Genomic DNA, 15,922 nt, shown 5'->3' with positions numbered 1-15,922 from the left:
GCAGAGTGTGTGGGGATGTGTGCGATGGGGCGACTGACCCGGCGGGCGTTCGCGCTGGCAGCGCTGTCGACGTTCACCACGACGGGCGCGGTCGCCGCTCCCGTGGGGGAACGGCGGGCGGCGACCGAGATGCGGGGGATGTGGCTGGCGACCGTCTCCAACCGCGACTGGCCGTCCCGCCCAGGCCTGACCGCCGCCGCGCAGCGCGCCGAACTGATCGCCATGCTCGACCTGGCGGTGCGCCGGCGGCTCAACACGGTGATCTTCCAGGTGCGGCCCACTGCGGACGCGCTGTGGCCCTCCCCGTACGAGCCGTGGTCGCAGGTCCTCACCGGCACCCAGGGGAGGTCACCGGGCTGGGACCCGCTGGGCACGGCCGTCACGGAGGCGCATGCGCGCGGCCTGCAGCTGCACGCCTGGTTCAACCCCTACCGGGTCGCGACCCATGACGACCCCTCGAAGCTCGTCGCCTCCCACCCCGCGCGCAGGCACCCGAAGTGGGTGATCTCGTTCGGCGGGAAGCTCTACTACAACCCCGGCCTGCCCGAGGTCCGCGCCTTCGTCCAGGACGCGATCCTCGACGCCGTGAAGAAGTACCCCCTGGACGCCGTGCACTTCGACGACTACTTCTATCCGTACCCGGTGGCCGGCCAGACCTTCGACGACGGGGCCGCGTACGACACCTACGGCGGCGCCTTCCCCAGCCGGGCGGCCTGGCGGCGCGACAACGTCGACCGGCTGGTGCTGGAGACGGCCGCCCGGATCAAGGCGGTACGGCCCGGCACCCAGTTCGGGATCAGCCCCTTCGGGGTGTGGCGCAACGCCTCCACCGACTCGCGCGGCTCGGACACCCGGGCGCTCCAGTCGTACGACGACATCCACGCGGACACCCGTAAGTGGGTACGGGAGGGCTGGATCGACTACGTCGTCCCACAGCTCTACTGGAACATCGGGCTGTCGGTCGCCGACTACGCCAAGCTCGTGCCCTGGTGGTCGGAGGTGGCGAAGGGCAGCCGCACCCGCCTCTACCTCGGCGAGGCCCTGTACCGGGCGGGCGACCCGGCGCAGCCCGCGGCCTGGCAGAACCCGGCCGAGCTGTCGGACCACCTGGATCTGGCCGCCGCTCACCCCCAGGTGCGCGGGCATGTCTTCTTCGCCGCCAAGGACGTGCGGACGGACCGGATCGGGGCGATGGCGCGGGTGGTCGCCGACCACTACCGCCAGCCGGCGGAGCCCCCGCGCTGATCTACCGCTGTTCCTCGGCCGTCCTGTGACGGATCTCGGTGTCGGGGCCGGGCGAGCACACGCCCACATGCCCGTCCGTGAAGCGGACGCGGTACGGGGGATTTCCTCCCTGGCCCATGACCTCTACGATCTCGCCGACCTTGTCGTGCTGGCCGACCACCCTGCCGTGCTGGACGAACTGGTCGCCCTTGGTTGCGCGCATCTGCGGGGCCTCCTCACCGGGTGCGACGGACGTCTGCCGTGGCTAGCCGCGCGCCCGCTGCGTGACGGCGATGCAGACGAGTACGGCGGCGGCCGTCAGCGGAGCTGCGGGCGTGAGGTGCTCGCCCAGCAGCAGCACCGACCACACCAGTGTGAGCAGGGGCTGGGCCAACTGCAACTGGCTGGCCTTCGGAATGCCGATGACCGCCATGCCCCGGTACCAGACGACCAGGCCGAGGAACTGCGAGCCCGCCGCGACCCACAGCAGCCCGGCCACACTGTGCGCGGTCGGATGCGCGGGTTCATGGGCCAGGGCGAGGGCGGCGCCGGGCACCGTGAGCGGCAGGCAGAACACCAGAGCCCAGCCGATGACCTGCCAGCCCGGCATGACCCGGGCCAGCCGGCCGCCCTCGGTGTAGCCGGCCGCGCACACCAGCAGCGCCCCGAACAGATACAGATCGGCGGTGGTCAGGGCCCCGCCGCTCTGCTGCACGGTGAACGCCATCACGGCGGCGGCACCCGCCAGCGCGGCCGCCCAGAAGGTGCGGGAGGGGCGGGCCCCCATGCGCAGGGCGGACAGCGACGCGGTCGTCAGCGGCAGCAGGCCGACCACGACGGCGGCGTGCGCGGTGCTGGACGTCCGCAGCGCGAGCGTGGTGAGCAGCGGGAAGCCCACGACGACCCCGGCGGCCACGACGGCGAGCCCCGCCCAGTGCCGCCGGGCGGGCAGCGGAACGCGGAGGGCCAGCAGACACCCGCCCGCGATCAGTGCGGCCAGGACGCTGCGCACGGCGACCAGCGACCAGGGGCCGAACCCCTGCAGACCCCAGGCGGTCGCGGGGAAGGTCAGGGAGAAGGCGACGACACCGAGGGCGGCCAGGAGGGTACCGAAGCCACTCGCCTCCGGGACGCCGGCGAGGTGGGCGGCCGGGGTGCCGGCCGAGGTGCTGACCGCTATCGCCGACCGGTCGGTAGCGCTACTCTGTGTCTTCATGCAAGAGCGTAGCAGTGTGGGTGAGCTGGCGGATCAGCTGCGACGGGAGTTCGACCGCTACTCTCCCGGTGGAAAGCTCCCGTCGAGCCGGGCCCTGGTCGAACGGTTCAGGGTGAGCCCGGTGACCGTCTCGCGGGCACTGGCGCAGCTGGCCGCCGAGGGGCTGGTGGTCACCCGGCCCGGCGCGGGCGCCTTCCGGGCCCGGCCGGCGCGCCCGACCGCCGCTCCCGTGGGCGACACCTCCTGGCAGGAGGTCGCGCTGAGCGCGGACGGCGCCGCCGACCTCGTCCCGCGCTCGGTGGACGCCACCGGCGTCATCGTGTCGCTGGCCGCCCCGCCACCCGGCGTGATCGAGTTCAGCGGCGGCTATCTGCACGCCTCGTTGCAGCCGGAACGGGCGATGGCCGCGGCCCTCGCCCGGGCCGGTCGGCGGCCGGGCGCCTGGGGCCGGCCGCCCATGGAGGGCCTGCCCGAGCTGCGCGACTGGTTCGCGCGGACCATCGGCGGCTCCGTCACCGCGGCCGAGGTGCTGGTCAGCGCGGGCGGCCAGACGTCACTCACCACCGCCCTGCGAGCCCTCGCCCCGCCCGGCGCGCCGGTGCTCGTCGAGTCGCCCACCTACCCGGGCATGCTCGCGATCGCCAGGGCGGCGGGGCTGCGCCCCGTACCGGTCCCGGTCGACCCGGACGGGGTCAGACCCGAACTGCTCGCCGACGCCTTCCGGGCGACCGGCGCCCGGGTCTTCGTCTGCCAGCCGCTGTTCCAGAACCCGACCGGCGCCGTCCTCGCCCCCGACCGGCGCGCGCAGGTGCTGCGCATCGCGCGGGAGGCGGGCGCGTTCGTCGTCGAGGACGACTTCGTGCGGCGGCTCGCGCACGAGGACGCCGGGCAGCTGCCGCGCCCGCTCATCGCCGACGATCCCGACGGCGTCGTCGTACACGTCGGCTCGCTGACCAAGGCGACCTCGCCGAGCTTCCGGGTCAGCGCGCTGGCCGCCCGCGGCCCGGCCCTGGAACGCCTGCGCGCCATTCAGGTCGTCGACACCTTCTTCGTGCCCCGCCCGCTCCAGGAAGCGGCCCTCGAACTCGTCGGCTCGCCCGCCTGGCCACGTCATCTGCGGTCCATCGCCGCCGAGTTGCGGGTCAGGCGGGACGCGATGACCTCCGCGCTGCGGCTGCGGCTGCCCGAACTGGCCCTCCCGCACATCCCGTCCGGGGGCTACCACCTGTGGCTGCGCCTGCCCGACGGCAGCGGGAGCGCCTCCCGGGCTTTCGGCTCCGGGGGAGAGAGCGCGTTCACGGCGGCCGCCCTGCGCGCGGGCGTCGCCCTCACCCCGGGCCGCCCCTACTTCAGTGCCGAACCCCCGGCCGCCCATGTGCGGTTGAGTTTCGCGGCCGTCGCCGGGACGGAGGAGATCGCGGAGGGGGTGCGGCGGCTGCGGACGGCGTGCGACGAGGTGTTCCCCGGAAAACGTTCGACATGATGAACGCCGCCCTGTGAGGATCCGGCCATGAACGCCACGGACGCCATGAACGCCACCCCGCCCCTCGCCGAGGGCTACGAGATCTCCACCGAACCCGCCCGCGTCGACGTCGAGCGGGTGCACCGCTGGCTGTCCACGGACGCGTACTGGGCGCTCGGGCGCGAGCGGGAGAAGCACGAGCGGGCGATCGCCGGTTCGCTGAACTTCGGCGTCTACGACACGGCGTCGCGGGAGCAGGTCGCCTACGCACGGGTCGTGACCGACCTCGCGACCTTCGCGTGGCTGTGCGACGTGTACGTGGACCCGGCGGTGCGCGGCGAGGGCATCGGGACCGCTCTCGTCGCCGCCGTCCGCGACCACCTGCGGCCGCACGGGCTGCGCCGCATCCTGCTCGCCACGCACGACGCGCACGGGGTCTACCGGCAGACCGGCTTCGAGGCGCTGGAGAAGCCGGACCAGTGGATGGCGCTGATCTTCGAGAAGCCCGGGACGGAGTGAGCGGGACGGCGTGCGTGGCGCGGGGCCGGGGGGACGCCGTGATCGGGACGGCGTGATCGGGACGGCGGGCGTGGGAGGGCGTGAGCGGGGCGCCGTGCGCGGGAAGGCGTGATCGGGACGACGGGCGTGGGAGGGCGTGCCCGGGACGCCGTGCGCGGGAAGGCGTGATCGGGACGGCGTGAGCGGGGCACTGCTTTTTTGGCGACTTGTCCGGCAGGTCCTGACTCGCCGGTAAGTTTTCTTCCGGCCGTCGGCCAACACCCCTTGACCTGCGCAGTTACGCGGCTCACCATCACCGCATGCCACTTCGGGTCACGTTCGTCGCCGCCGCTCGCAGCTCCTCGCTGCTCGCGGAACGCTTCGAGGACGACCGGCCGCTGGACCAGGACGGCTGGGCCGAGGTGCTGCGCGTGGCCGACGCTCTGCTGCCGCTCGCGGCCGCCGAGCTGCGCTACTGCTCGCCGACCCCGCGCAGCCGTGCCACCGGGGACGCGCTCGGCTACGCCCCGCTGGTGCAGCTCGCCCTGCGGGACTGCGACATGGGCCGCTGGCGCGGTTTCACGCTGGGCGAGGCGATGGCCCGTGAGCCGGAGGCGGTGGACGCCTGGCTCGCCGACCCGCTCGCCACCCCGCACGGCGGCGAGTCGCTGCTGGCGTTCATCTCCCGAGTCGCCGGCTGGCTCGACACCCGGCCGGTGGGCGACGGCGGCCGCATCGTCGCCGTCGCCGAGCCGAGCGTGATCCGCGCGGCCCTGGTGTACGCGCTGAAGGCGCCGCCCGCGACGTACTGGAACATCGATGTGCGTCCGCTGTCGACGACCACGGTCACCGGCCGGGCCGGCCGCTGGAACCTCCGCCTCGAAGGGGCCTCGGCTCAGCCCACCCGTACGTAGTCGGTGGTGAGCACCAGGTCCTTGGCGGGGCCCGCCACGCGCCAGACCGTCCGCCAGTGGTCGGCGTCCCGGACCGTGAACTCGCCCCGGTAGAGGTCGGCGGAGCAGGGGTGGTCGGCGATGTGCCGCCCGGTCGTCAGGTCCAGGTCGTGGAAGGGGCGGTCGTCGGCGAACCGTACGTCCGCCGTGCCGGGCGTCGGCCCCGGCAGGAAGCGCAGGGTGCGTTCGGCGGGCCGGGGGACCCCGAGCCAGACGAACGTGCCGGACTCCGCGTGCAGCAGCCCGCCCGCGTCCGGCCGCCTGCCCCCGTCCGGCAGTCCGCCCGCGTCCGGCGATCCGCCCCCGTCCAGCGGGCCGAAGACGGTGACGCCGTCGAAGCGGCCCTCGTCGCCGCTCCTCCGGTCCCGCACCGACCGCCGCACCCGCCAGCTCCCCGCCAGGTACGCCAGTGCGTCCGGCACCGGCCGGAACTCGCCCATACGGTGCCGCCCTCCGTCACATCCGTCGCCGTAGGCCCCATTGACGCGTCTCGGCCTCCTCCCTATCTTGCCGTTCGAAGTGCTGATCGATGTCCGACATCTCGAACACGATGTTCCCCCTGACATACAACTCGCATCACTGAGCCGCGGAGTTATCCATGTCACGCAGCACCACCCGCGCCACCCGCACCCGCTGGAGACTGGGTCTCACCACCACCGCCCTCCTGACGGCCACCGCCCTCGTCCCCGCCCCGGCGCACGCCGAGTCCGTGACCGACTACGCCATCACCGTCGATCCCGCCGCCAAGGGCGCGAAGATCGACGACACGATGTACGGGGTCTTCTTCGAGGACATCAACCGGGCGGCCGACGGCGGCCTGTACGCCGAACTCGTGCAGAACCGGTCCTTCGAGTACTCCACCGTCGACAACCGGTCGTACACCCCGTTGACCTCCTGGACGGTCGACGGCGCCGCGCAGGTCCTGGACGACGCGGGCCGCCTCAACGACCGCAACCGCAACTACCTCTCCCTGAATGCCGGTTCCTCCGTGACCAACGCCGGCTACAACACCGGTGTCCGGGTCGAGCAGGGCAAGAAGTACGACTTCTCGGTGTGGGCCCGCGCCGAGAGCGGCAGCACGCTCACCGTGAGCCTCCAGGACGCCGACGGTGCGCTGGCCACCGCCCGCGAGGTCGCCGTGCGCACGGGCGGCTGGGTCCAGTACCGGGCGACCTTCACCGGCGCCCGCACCAGCAGTGCCGGCCGTCTGTCGGTGGCCTCCTCGGCCGCGGCCGCCCTCGACATGGTGTCCCTGTTCCCCCGTGACACGTACAAGAACGAGCCCAACGGGCTGCGCAAGGACCTCGCCGAGAGGATCGCCGCCCTCGATCCGGGCTTCGTGCGCTTCCCCGGCGGATGTCTGGTCAACACCGGCTCCATGCAGGAGTACAGCGAGGCCTCCGACTGGCAGCGCGCCCGCTCCTACCAGTGGAAGGACACCGTCGGACCCGTCGAGGAGCGCGCCACCAACTCCAACTTCTGGGGATACAACCAGAGTTACGGCCTCGGCTATTACGAGTACTTCCGCTTCGCCGAGGACATCGGGGCGATGCCGCTGCCCGTCGTGCCGGCCCTGGTGACCGGCTGCGGCCAGAACAAGGCCGTCGTCGACGACGCGCTCCTGAAGCGTCACATCCAGGACACCCTGGACCTCATCGAGTTCGCCAACGGGCCGGTCACCTCCACCTGGGGCAAGAAGCGCGCCCGGATGGGCCACCCCAAGCCCTTCCACCTCACCCACCTCGAGGTCGGCAACGAGGAGAACCTGCCCGTCGAGTTCTTCGCCCGCTTCGAGCAGTTCCGCACCGCGATCGAGGCGAAGTACCCGGACATCACCGTCATCTCCAACTCCGGTCCCGACGACTCGGGTTCGACCTTCGACGCGGCCTGGAAGCTCAACCGGGACGCGGACGTCGCGATGGTCGACGAGCACTACTACAACAGCCCGCAGTGGTTCCTCCAGAACAACGACCGCTACGACACCTACGACCGCGGCGGCCCCAAGGTCTTCCTCGGCGAGTACGCCTCCTGGGGCAACGCCTTCAGGAACGGCCTCGCCGAGGCCGCCTTCATGACCGGCCTCGAACGCAACGCGGACGTCGTCGAGCTCGCCTCCTACGCGCCGCTGTTCGCGAACGAGGACTATGTGCAGTGGAGCCCGGACCTGGTGTGGTTCAACAACCACGCCTCCTGGAACTCGGCCAACTACGAGGTCCAGAAGCTGTTCATGACGAACGTGGGCGACCGGGTGGTGCCGTCCACGGCCACCGGCACCCCGTCCCTCCAGGGCCCCATCACCGGTGCCGTCGGCCTGTCCACCTGGGCCACCAGCGCGGCGTACGACGACGTGAAGGTGACCGACGCGGCCGGCGGCCCGCTGCTGAGCGACGACTTCTCCGGCGACGCCTCGCAGTGGACGCACACGGGCGGCGGCAGCTGGTCGCTCCAGGACGGGCAGTACGCGCAGACCGACACCGCCGCCGAGAACACCATGGTCTCGGCCGGTGACGCCGGCTGGCACGACTACGACCTGCGGGTGAAGGCCACCAAGAAGGCCGGCAAGGAGGGCTTCCTCGTCGCCTTCGGCGTAAAGGACACCGGCAACTACTACTGGTGGAACCTCGGCGGCTGGAACAACACCCAGTCCGCCGTCGAGCAGGCCGTGGACGGCGGCAAATCGACGCTGATCTCCAAGGCCGGGTCCGTCGAGACGGGCCGCGCCTACGACATCGACGTCAAGGTGCGGGGCCGCCAGGTCACCCTCTACCTCGACGGTCAGGAGTGGGGCAGCTTCACCGACGACAAGCCGGCCGAGCCGTTCCGCCAGGTCGCCACCTTGGACAAGAAGACCGGCGACCTGATCGTCAAGGTCGTCAACGCCCAGTCCGCGGACGCCCGTACGGCGATCGACCTCGGTGGCGCCAAGGTCGCCTCCAAGGCGAAGGTGACCACGCTGGCCGCCGCGCCGGACGCGGTCAACACGGAGGCCGCGGCCCCGGTCGCGCCGGTGACCTCCACCTTCACCGGGGTCGCGGGCGAGTTCACCTACACCTTCCCGGCGAACTCGATCACCTTCCTGCGGATCAGGCAGCGGTAGAAGATCCGGCGGGCGTGGGCGGCCGCGGCCCGCGCCCGCCGGGCGTCCCCTGCCCCTCAGGCGCCCTTGCGCCGGAACCAGCCGCGCCTGGCCGGCGGCAAGTGGGGCAGCGACTGCGACGGCGGCGACTGCGGGGTGGCCGGCCCGCCGAACGGCGGCTGGGCCTTGAAACGGTCGTCGAAGGTGATCGTCGGCGTGAGCCGGCGCAGCGCGGCCCGTACGAGCGTGAGCGGATGGCCGGGGAACTGCTCGTCCCACTGCTCGTCGTCGCCGACGTGGTACGGCAGCCCGCCCGGCTGCCCGTCCGGTTGTCCGCCCGCGTAGGGACGGGGCCGGAAGTACGCGGCCGGGCCCACCTGCGCCATGATCATGGCCTCCCGCATCCCGGTCGTGGCGCCCTCGGCGGCCTGCACCTTCACGACCGTGCTGGACTGGGCCCTGGGCACGGTCCAGGAGCCGAGGAACGCCTGCCCGGGCCGGCTGCCCAACGGCATCTTGACCAGCTGGCGGACCGCCGGGACGCCGTCCACGGAGCCGGGCGCCGCCTCGATCAGCCCGCCACCGGCCCCGGCCGCGAGCTGCGCGAGCCCTGCCCCGAGGCGCTCCGCCTCGTGCAGCGGGGCGGGCAGGTCCGGGATCAGCGGGAAGAAGTGGACCGACAGGACGAGTCCCGCCGCGTCGGTCCACACCCCCGGCTCACGCTCGGTGAAGCCGGTCAGGTCCAGGCCGGATATCGGTGTCATGGCGATCATCGGGTCGAGGTTACGCAGACCCACGGCCCGGGCAAAGATCGCTCCGGGCCCCGCCTCCGCGATGGATTGCATAAACGTGCAGCGAAACGTATAGTCATGCCATCCAGGAGGAGGAGTCATGGTGGTACGTGCGGCGGTGGCCGGAGCGAGCGGGTACGCGGGCGGAGAGCTGCTGCGCCTGCTCCTCACGCACCCCGAGGTCGAGATCGGCGCCCTGACCGGCAATTCCAACGCGGGTCAGCGGCTCGGCGCGCTCCAGCCGCACCTGCTGCCGCTGGCCGACCGGGTCCTCCAGGAGACCACCCCCGACGTCCTCGCCGGACACGACGTCGTCTTCCTCGCCCTGCCGCACGGCCAGTCCGCCGCCGTCGCCGAGCAGCTCGGTCCGGAGGTCCTCGTCGTCGACATGGGTGCCGACTTCCGGCTGACGGACGCGGGCGACTGGGAGCGGTTCTACGGCTCCGCGCACGCCGGAACCTGGCCCTACGGCCTCCCCGAACTGCCGGGCGGCCGCGCGGCGCTCACGGGGTCCAGGCGCATCGCGGTCCCGGGCTGCTATCCCACGGCCGTCTCGCTCGCGCTCTTCCCGGCGTACGCGGCGGGCCTCGCCGAACAGGAGGCCGTGATCGTCGCCGCCTCCGGCACCTCCGGCGCCGGCAAGTCGCCCAAGACGCACCTGCTGGGCTCCGAGGTCATGGGCTCGGTCTCCCCGTACGGCGTCGGCGGTGGCCACCGGCACACGCCCGAGATCATCCAGAACCTGAGCGCGGCGGCGGGGGAGCCGGTCTCCGTCTCCTTCACCCCCACCCTCGTGCCGATGTCCCGCGGCATCCTCGCCACGTGCAGCGCCAAGGCGAAGCCGGGTGTCACCGCCGACTCCGTCCGCGCCGCGTACGAGAAGGCCTTCGCCGACGAGCCCTTCGTGTACCTGCTCCCCGAGGGGCAGTGGCCCGCCACGGCGTCCGTCCACGGTTCCAACGCCGTTCAGGTGCAGGTCGCGTACGACGCCGCCGTAGGCCGGATCATCGCCATCAGCGCCATCGACAACCTGACCAAGGGCACCGCGGGCGGCGCCCTCCAGAGCATGAACATCGCCCTCGGGCTCGACGAGACCACCGGGCTTTCCACGATCGGAGTCGCACCGTGAGCGTCACGGCAGCCAAGGGATTCACGGCGGCGGGCATCGCCGCCGGGATCAAACAGAACGGCAACCCGGACCTGGCCCTCGTGGTCAACAACGGGCCCCGTCTGTCCGCCGCGGGCGTCTTCACCTCCAACCGCGTGAAGGCCGCGCCGGTGCTGTGGTCCGAGCAGGTCCTGAAAAGCGGCCAGGTGTCCGCCGTGATCCTCAACTCCGGCGGCGCCAACGCCTGTACGGGGCCGAAGGGGTTCCAGGACACCCACGCGACCGCGGAGAAGGTCGCCGAGGTCCTGGGGCTGGGCGCGGCCGAGGTCGCCGTCGCCTCCACCGGCCTCATCGGCGTCCTGCTCCCGATGGACAAGCTGCTGCCTGGGGTCGAGACCGCTGCCGGTCGACTCTCGGAGCACGGCGGCGAGAAGGCCGCCATCGCCATCAAGACCACCGACACCGTCCACAAGACGTCCGTCGTCACCGAGGGGGGCTGGACCGTCGGCGGCATGGCCAAGGGCGCGGGCATGCTCGCCCCCGGTCTCGCCACCATGCTGGTCGTCCTCACCACCGACGCCGACCTCGACAGCGAGACCCTGGACAAGGCGCTGCGCGCCGCCACCAAGGTCACCTTCGACCGCGTCGACTCCGACGGCTGCATGTCGACCAACGACACCGTGCTGCTGCTCGCCTCCGGCGCCTCCGAGGTCACCCCGGGGTACGCGGAGTTCGCCGCCGCCGTGCGGACCGTCTGCGACGACCTCGGTCAGCAGCTGATCCGGGACGCCGAAGGCGCGAGCAAGGACATCAGGATCGAGGTCGTCAACGCGGCGAGCGAGGACGACGCCGTCGAGGTGGGCCGCTCCATCGCCCGCAACAACCTCCTCAAGTGCGCGATCCACGGCGAGGACCCCAACTGGGGCCGGGTGCTCTCCGCGATCGGCACGACCGGGGCCGTCTTCGAGGCCGACCGGCTCAACGTCGCCATCAACGGCGTCTGGGTCTGCAAGAACGGCGGCGTCGGAGAGGACCGGGAGAAGGTCGACATGCGCTACCGCGAGGTCCACATCGTCGCCGACCTGGCCGCCGGCTCCGAGACGGCCACCATCTGGACCAACGACCTCACCGCCGACTACGTCCACGAGAACAGCGCGTACTCGTCATGAGCACTACCCGCAAGCACACCGCGCTGCCCAAGGCGCAGATCCTCATCGAGGCGCTGCCCTGGCTGACCCGGCACAACGGCAGGACGGTCGTCATCAAGTTCGGCGGCAACGCCATGATCGACGAGGACCTGAAGGCCGCCTTCGCCCAGGACGTCGTCTTCCTGCGGCACGCCGGTCTCCATGTCGTCGTCGTGCACGGCGGCGGCCCGCAGATCAGCGCCGCCCTCGACAAGCACGGCATCGTCAGCGAGTTCAAGGCCGGCCTGCGGGTCACCACCGAGGACGCCATGGACGTCGTACGGATGGTGCTCGCCGGACAGGTCCAGCGCGAGCTGGTCGGGCTGCTGAACCAACACGGGCCGCTCGCCGTCGGGTTGACCGGCGAGGACGCCCACACCATCACCGCCACAAAGCACCGGCCCGAGATCGACGGCGAGTTGGTCGACATCGGGCGGGTCGGCGAGATCACCGCGATCGACACGGGCGCCATCGAGGCGCTGCTCGCCGACGGCCGCATCCCGGTCGTCTCGTCGATCGCCCGCTCCCAGGACGACGGACATGTCTACAACGTCAATGCTGATACGGCGGCTGCGGCACTCGCTGCGGCACTTGGCGCCGAAACCCTCATGGTCCTCACGGACGTCGAGGGCCTCTACGAGGACTGGCCGAACAGCGACGAGGTGATCAGCCGCCTCACCGCTTCCCAACTCGAGAAACTGCTGCCGGAGTTGAGCTCCGGGATGGTCCCGAAGATGGAGGGCTGCCTGCACGCCGTCCGTAACGGCGTGAACACGGCCCGCGTCATCGACGGGCGGGTCCAGCACTCGATCCTGCTGGAGATCTTCACCGACGAGGGCATCGGCACGATGGTCGTGCCCGACGAGAAGCCGCACGCACAGCCGGCCGCGCGGCCGGAGGCACAGGGGGAGCCGTCATGAGCAACGAGGAACTGACCGCGCGGTGGCAGGGCGCGCTCATGAACAACTACGGCACCCCGCTGCTGCCCCTGGTGCGCGGCGCGGGCAGCCGGGTCTGGGACGCCGACGGCAAGGAGTACCTCGACCTCGTCGGCGGCATCGCGGTCAACGCGCTCGGCCACGCCCACCCGGCCGTCGTCGACGCCGTCAGCCGGCAGATCGGTTCCCTCGGCCACATCTCCAACTTCTTCATGTCCGAGCCGACCGTCACGCTCGCCGAACGGCTGCTCCAACTCTTCGGCCGGGACGGCAGGGTCTTCTTCTGCAACTCGGGCGCCGAGGCCAACGAGGCCGCCTTCAAGATCGGCCGGCTGACCGGGCGGACCCATGTCGTCGCCACCGAGGGCGCCTTCCACGGCCGGACCATGGGCGCGCTGGCGCTCACCGGCCAGCCCGGCAAGCGGGACCCGTTCCTGCCGCTGCCAGGCGACGTCACCCATGTGCCGTTCGGCGACGCGCAGGCGCTGGCCGCCGCGGTCACCGAGGAGACGGCGCTCGTCGTCCTCGAGCCGATCCAGGGCGAACTGGGGGTCGTGGTGCCCCCGGCCGGCTATCTCAAGGCCGCCCGCGCGATCACCGCCGCGACCGGCGCGCTGCTGGTGCTCGACGAGGTGCAGACCGGCGTCGGCCGGACCGGGCACTGGTTCGAGTACCAGGCCCACGAGGGCGTCCTGCCGGACGTCGTGACGCTGGCCAAGGGCCTCGGCGGCGGACTGCCGCTGGGCGCGACGATCGCCTTCGGGCGGGCCGCCGAGCTGCTTCAGCCCGGCCACCACGGCACCACCTTCGGCGGCAACCCCGTCGCCTGCGCCGCCGGACTCGCCGTTCTCGACACCATCGAGAACGAGGGGCTGCTGGAGAACGTCAAGCGGCAGAGCGAGAAGTTGCGGACCGGGATCGAGGGTGTGGGCCACCCGTTGATCGATTATGTCCGGGGAGCGGGCCTGCTCCTGGGTATCGTGCTCACCGAGCCCCGCGCGCCCCAGGTGCGGACGGCGGCTCAGGAGGCCGGATTCCTGGTGAACGTACCCGCCCCCGACGTCGTCCGGCTGATGCCGCCGCTGAACCTCGGCGACGATGAGGCGGAGGCGTTCCTCGGGGCACTGACCGGCATCCTCGACGCAGCCGCGAGCGGGGAGTGACGATCCGGAGAACCGGAGAATGAGACGACGATGAGTCAGGCGCAGGACCATGAGCAGCCGGGCGCGGGCGGGCCCGCCGTGCCGCAGACCCGCACCGCGCGTCACCGCCGGATCGTGGACATCCTCAACCGGCAACCGGTGCGGTCGCAGAGCCAGTTGGCGAAGCTGCTGGCCGACGACGGGCTGAGCGTCACCCAGGCGACGCTGTCGCGGGACCTGGACGAGCTGAACGCGGTGAAGATCCGCAACAACGACGGCGACCTGATCTACGCGGTGCCCAGCGAGGGGGGTTTCCGGACTCCTCGGGCACCGCTGGGGGAGTCGGCGAAGGAGGAGCGGATGCGGCGGCTCTCGCAGGAGCTGCTGATCTCCGCGGAGGCGTCCGCCAACCTCGTGGTGCTGCGTACCCCGCCGGGTGCGGCCCAGTTCCTCGCCTCGGCGATCGACCAGGCCGAGCTGCAGGACATCCTCGGGACGATCGCGGGCGACGACACGCTGTTGCTGATCAGCCGGGAGCCGACGGGCGGACAGGCGCTCGCGGATCATTTGCTGCGGCTCGCTCAGAACGGCCACTGAAAAGGTTCTTCGGGTTGTCCGCGGCTGCCGGTTCGTCGACTGCCGGTTCGTCGACTGCCGGTTCGCCGGCTGCGGGTGAGTGGGGGCTGGTCGCGCAGTTCCCCGCGCCCCCGGGGAGACGCAGTCACGCGCGCTGCACGGTTCGGTTCAGCAGCTCGGCCGCGGGAGTCGTGCCGCTGGGGCCGCTCCCGGCCGCAGCGGGACGGCACCCCGTCAGCGCCGGGCTGCGCACGGCACCGCCCGGCCGCCGGGCCGCGGTTCAGCGTGGTCGTCCCGCCGGTCTGTCCGGTGTGCCGGACGGCATCGCCTGTCCGGCCGCGGTTCAGCGTGGTCGTCCCGCCGGTCCGTCCGGTGTGCCGCACCGCACGCCCGCGTGGCCGCGGCTCAGCCGAGACGTCCGGCGAGTCCGCCGGTGCAGCGCACCTCGTCGCCCGCGGTGATCAGCAGCGCCTCCACGTCCGGCAACGCCTCCAACCACGCCAGAGCCTCCCGTGACCCCATCGCGAACGCGGCTGTCGCCCAGCAGTCCGCCCAGGTCAGCTGGGGGGTCACCACCGTCACGGCGACCAGGTCGGTCACCGCGGAGCGGCCCGTTCGCGGGTCCACGATATGAGCGCCCCGCTCCGCCGTACCGGACGTCGCGACCGCCAGTTCGTCCGCTCCCGCCGCCGAGACCACCGCGGCGAGACCGCCCGGGCGCAGCGGGTCCGACACGCCGACCCGCCACGGCCGCTCGGGCCCGGGGACACCCAGCAACTGCACGTCCCCGCCGCCGTTGACGCTCACCCCACTCACGCCCGCCGCCGCGACCAGCCGGGCCGCGCGTTCGGCGGCCCAGCCCTTCACGATGCCGGTCGGGTCGAGCCGGCCCTGGTAGCGCATGCTGAACCAGCCGTCGCTCACCCGTTCCGCCTCGGCGCCCAGCTCCAGCACCTCGGCGACTTCCGGATCGCACTCCTCGACGGTCAGCTCACCGCGTACCAGCCGGGACACCTGGCTGTCCTCGCGGTAGGTGCTGAACACCTCGTTCACCCGGTGCAGCGAGGCGATCGCCTCCTCCAGCGCCGCCCGCACCGCCCCGGGCTCCCCGCCGCGGACGTCGAAGGAGAAGACGGTCCCCATGACCTCTTCCGCGTGACGCAGCACGGCGGGGGCCGCGGCCGACTCGGTCACCGTGTCAGCCACCGGCCTGGTCCAGCGCCGACTGCAAGGACTTCTTGTAGCCCTCGCTGGTGAAGGTCGCGCTGGAGACGGTGTCGATGTCGGCGCTGCCGGCCGCGACCGCCGCCGCGTTGAGCTTCGGGATGGCCAGCGCGGTCTTCTGGTCGCTGGTGCCGCCCTTGGGGGCCTGGACGGCCTCCGCCTTGGTGATCTTTCCTCCGGCGACCGTGATCCGGACCTGGACCGCGCCGTACTGCGTCTGCGCGACGGTGCCGGTGACGGTCTTGGCCTGCGCGGCCCCGGAAGAGGCCCCCGCGTCGCCGGACCCGGACGACGAACCCGCTGCCGCCTTCGCCTTGTCCAGCGCCGACTGGAGGGACTTCTTGTAGCCCTCGCTCGTGTAGGTCGCGCTGGAGACGGTGTCGATGCCGGCGCTGCCGGCCGCGACCGCCGCCGCGTTGAGCTTGGGGACGGCCAGCGCGGTCTTCTGGTCGCTGGTGCCGCCCTTGGGGGCCTGGACGGCCTCCGCCTTGGTGATCTTTCCTCCGGCGACCGTGATCCGGACCTGG

At 72.1% G+C, this 15,922-nt stretch carries 16 protein-coding genes; 10 read left to right on the top strand and 6 right to left on the bottom strand.

Going from position 1 to position 15,922, the window contains the following annotated elements; all coding sequences use genetic code 11:
• Positions 1-24 precede the first annotated feature (24 nt).
• Positions 25-1,245: a glycoside hydrolase family 10 protein gene (locus ACFWBD_RS13145; RefSeq protein ID WP_385666369.1), complete on the top strand. Its 1,221-nt coding sequence runs from the start codon at positions 25-27 to the stop codon at positions 1,243-1,245.
• Position 1,246: 1 nt separating this feature from the next.
• Here the strand turns inward: ACFWBD_RS13145 and ACFWBD_RS13140 are convergent, their stop codons facing one another.
• Both ACFWBD_RS13140 and ACFWBD_RS13135 read right to left on the bottom strand, forming a co-directional pair.
• Positions 1,247-1,447: a DUF1918 domain-containing protein gene (locus ACFWBD_RS13140; protein WP_020132326.1), complete on the bottom strand. Its 201-nt coding sequence runs from the start codon at positions 1,445-1,447 to the stop codon at positions 1,247-1,249.
• A gap of 42 nt (positions 1,448-1,489) precedes the next feature.
• The gene (locus ACFWBD_RS13135; RefSeq protein ID WP_385666551.1) at positions 1,490-2,296 is read right to left on the bottom strand and encodes a DMT family transporter; all 807 of its coding nucleotides are present in this window, start codon (positions 2,294-2,296) and stop codon (positions 1,490-1,492) included.
• Between ACFWBD_RS13135 and ACFWBD_RS13130 the strand changes: the two genes are divergently transcribed.
• From ACFWBD_RS13130 to ACFWBD_RS13120, 3 genes are all read left to right on the top strand, one after another.
• A complete protein-coding gene (locus ACFWBD_RS13130; protein ID WP_385666549.1) occupies positions 2,211-3,923 on the top strand; it encodes a PLP-dependent aminotransferase family protein in 1,713 nt (570 codons plus the stop codon). The genes ACFWBD_RS13135 and ACFWBD_RS13130 overlap by 86 nt on opposite strands.
• A 45-nt stretch (positions 3,924-3,968) precedes the next feature.
• Positions 3,969-4,421: a GNAT family N-acetyltransferase gene (locus ACFWBD_RS13125; protein WP_385666547.1), complete on the top strand. Its 453-nt coding sequence runs from the start codon at positions 3,969-3,971 to the stop codon at positions 4,419-4,421.
• A gap of 299 nt (positions 4,422-4,720) precedes the next feature.
• Positions 4,721-5,314: a histidine phosphatase family protein gene (locus ACFWBD_RS13120; protein WP_385666367.1), complete on the top strand. Its 594-nt coding sequence runs from the start codon at positions 4,721-4,723 to the stop codon at positions 5,312-5,314.
• Here ACFWBD_RS13120 and ACFWBD_RS13115 read toward each other — a convergent pair.
• Positions 5,296-5,793 (bottom strand): DUF6314 family protein, encoded by a 498-nt coding sequence (locus ACFWBD_RS13115; RefSeq protein WP_385666365.1) that lies wholly within the window; start codon positions 5,791-5,793, stop codon positions 5,296-5,298. The two genes, ACFWBD_RS13120 and ACFWBD_RS13115, sit on opposite strands and share 19 nt — an antisense overlap.
• Before the next feature lie 158 nt (positions 5,794-5,951).
• Between ACFWBD_RS13115 and ACFWBD_RS13110 the strand changes: the two genes are divergently transcribed.
• On the top strand, positions 5,952-8,450 hold the full coding sequence (locus ACFWBD_RS13110; protein WP_385666363.1) for an alpha-L-arabinofuranosidase C-terminal domain-containing protein: 2,499 nt from the start codon (positions 5,952-5,954) through the stop codon (positions 8,448-8,450).
• Positions 8,451-8,506: 56 nt separating this feature from the next.
• Here ACFWBD_RS13110 and ACFWBD_RS13105 read toward each other — a convergent pair whose 3' ends face one another.
• Entirely contained in the window at positions 8,507-9,193 is a 687-nt protein-coding gene (locus tag ACFWBD_RS13105; RefSeq protein WP_385666545.1) for a hypothetical protein, read from the bottom strand.
• A gap of 127 nt (positions 9,194-9,320) precedes the next feature.
• On the opposite strand from ACFWBD_RS13105, the gene argC reads away from it, so the two are divergent.
• Genes argC through ACFWBD_RS13080 form a run of 5 tightly spaced genes read left to right on the top strand, consistent with a single transcriptional unit; the run spans position 9,321 to position 14,192 of the window.
• Complete coding sequence (gene argC / locus ACFWBD_RS13100) at positions 9,321-10,349, top strand: N-acetyl-gamma-glutamyl-phosphate reductase (protein WP_385666362.1); 1,029 nt, start codon at positions 9,321-9,323, stop codon at positions 10,347-10,349.
• The gene (argJ, locus tag ACFWBD_RS13095) at positions 10,346-11,497 is read left to right on the top strand and encodes a bifunctional glutamate N-acetyltransferase/amino-acid acetyltransferase ArgJ (protein WP_385666360.1); all 1,152 of its coding nucleotides are present in this window, start codon (positions 10,346-10,348) and stop codon (positions 11,495-11,497) included. Before argC ends, argJ begins: the two co-directional genes overlap by 4 nt.
• Positions 11,494-12,435 (top strand): acetylglutamate kinase, encoded by a 942-nt coding sequence (argB, locus tag ACFWBD_RS13090; protein ID WP_385666358.1) that lies wholly within the window; start codon positions 11,494-11,496, stop codon positions 12,433-12,435. The genes argJ and argB overlap by 4 nt, the downstream gene beginning before the upstream one ends.
• Positions 12,432-13,616, top strand: a complete 1,185-nt coding sequence (locus ACFWBD_RS13085; RefSeq protein WP_385666356.1) for an acetylornithine transaminase — start codon at positions 12,432-12,434, stop codon at positions 13,614-13,616. Before argB ends, ACFWBD_RS13085 begins: the two co-directional genes overlap by 4 nt.
• Before the next feature lie 30 nt (positions 13,617-13,646).
• Complete coding sequence (locus tag ACFWBD_RS13080; protein WP_355706524.1) at positions 13,647-14,192, top strand: arginine repressor; 546 nt, start codon at positions 13,647-13,649, stop codon at positions 14,190-14,192.
• 384 nt (positions 14,193-14,576) lie between these two features.
• Here the strand turns inward: ACFWBD_RS13080 and ACFWBD_RS13075 are convergent, their stop codons facing one another.
• Positions 14,577-15,377: an FAD:protein FMN transferase gene (locus ACFWBD_RS13075; RefSeq protein ID WP_385666354.1), complete on the bottom strand. Its 801-nt coding sequence runs from the start codon at positions 15,375-15,377 to the stop codon at positions 14,577-14,579.
• A partial coding sequence (locus tag ACFWBD_RS13070; protein WP_385666352.1) for an FMN-binding protein occupies positions 15,370-15,922 on the bottom strand: 553 nt, incomplete at its 5' end. The genes ACFWBD_RS13070 and ACFWBD_RS13075, both read right to left, overlap by 8 nt.

Origin of the sequence: Streptomyces sp. NPDC060002 (assembly GCF_042737245.1) — a bacterium.
Classification (GTDB): Bacteria; Actinomycetota; Actinomycetes; order Streptomycetales; family Streptomycetaceae; genus Streptomyces.
This window is presented reverse-complemented; position numbering and strand designations above follow the sequence as displayed.

Bases quoted from the DNA above. Each gene is read 5' to 3' on its own strand.
- ACFWBD_RS13145 (WP_385666369.1), top strand. From the start codon at position 25: ATGGGGCGACTGACCCGGCGGGCGTTCGCGCTGGCAGCGCTGTCGACG.
- ACFWBD_RS13140 (WP_020132326.1), bottom strand. From the start codon at position 1,447: ATGCGCGCAACCAAGGGCGACCAGTTCGTCCAGCACGGCAGGGTGGTC.
- ACFWBD_RS13125 (WP_385666547.1), top strand. From the start codon at position 3,969: ATGAACGCCACCCCGCCCCTCGCCGAGGGCTACGAGATCTCCACCGAA.
- ACFWBD_RS13120 (WP_385666367.1), top strand. From the start codon at position 4,721: ATGCCACTTCGGGTCACGTTCGTCGCCGCCGCTCGCAGCTCCTCGCTG.
- ACFWBD_RS13115 (WP_385666365.1), bottom strand. From the start codon at position 5,793: ATGGGCGAGTTCCGGCCGGTGCCGGACGCACTGGCGTACCTGGCGGGG.
- ACFWBD_RS13110 (WP_385666363.1), top strand. From the start codon at position 5,952: ATGTCACGCAGCACCACCCGCGCCACCCGCACCCGCTGGAGACTGGGT.
- ACFWBD_RS13105 (WP_385666545.1), bottom strand. From the start codon at position 9,193: ATGACACCGATATCCGGCCTGGACCTGACCGGCTTCACCGAGCGTGAG.
- argC (WP_385666362.1), top strand. From the start codon at position 9,321: ATGGTGGTACGTGCGGCGGTGGCCGGAGCGAGCGGGTACGCGGGCGGA.
- argB (WP_385666358.1), top strand. From the start codon at position 11,494: ATGAGCACTACCCGCAAGCACACCGCGCTGCCCAAGGCGCAGATCCTC.
- ACFWBD_RS13085 (WP_385666356.1), top strand. From the start codon at position 12,432: ATGAGCAACGAGGAACTGACCGCGCGGTGGCAGGGCGCGCTCATGAAC.
- ACFWBD_RS13080 (WP_355706524.1), top strand. From the start codon at position 13,647: ATGAGTCAGGCGCAGGACCATGAGCAGCCGGGCGCGGGCGGGCCCGCC.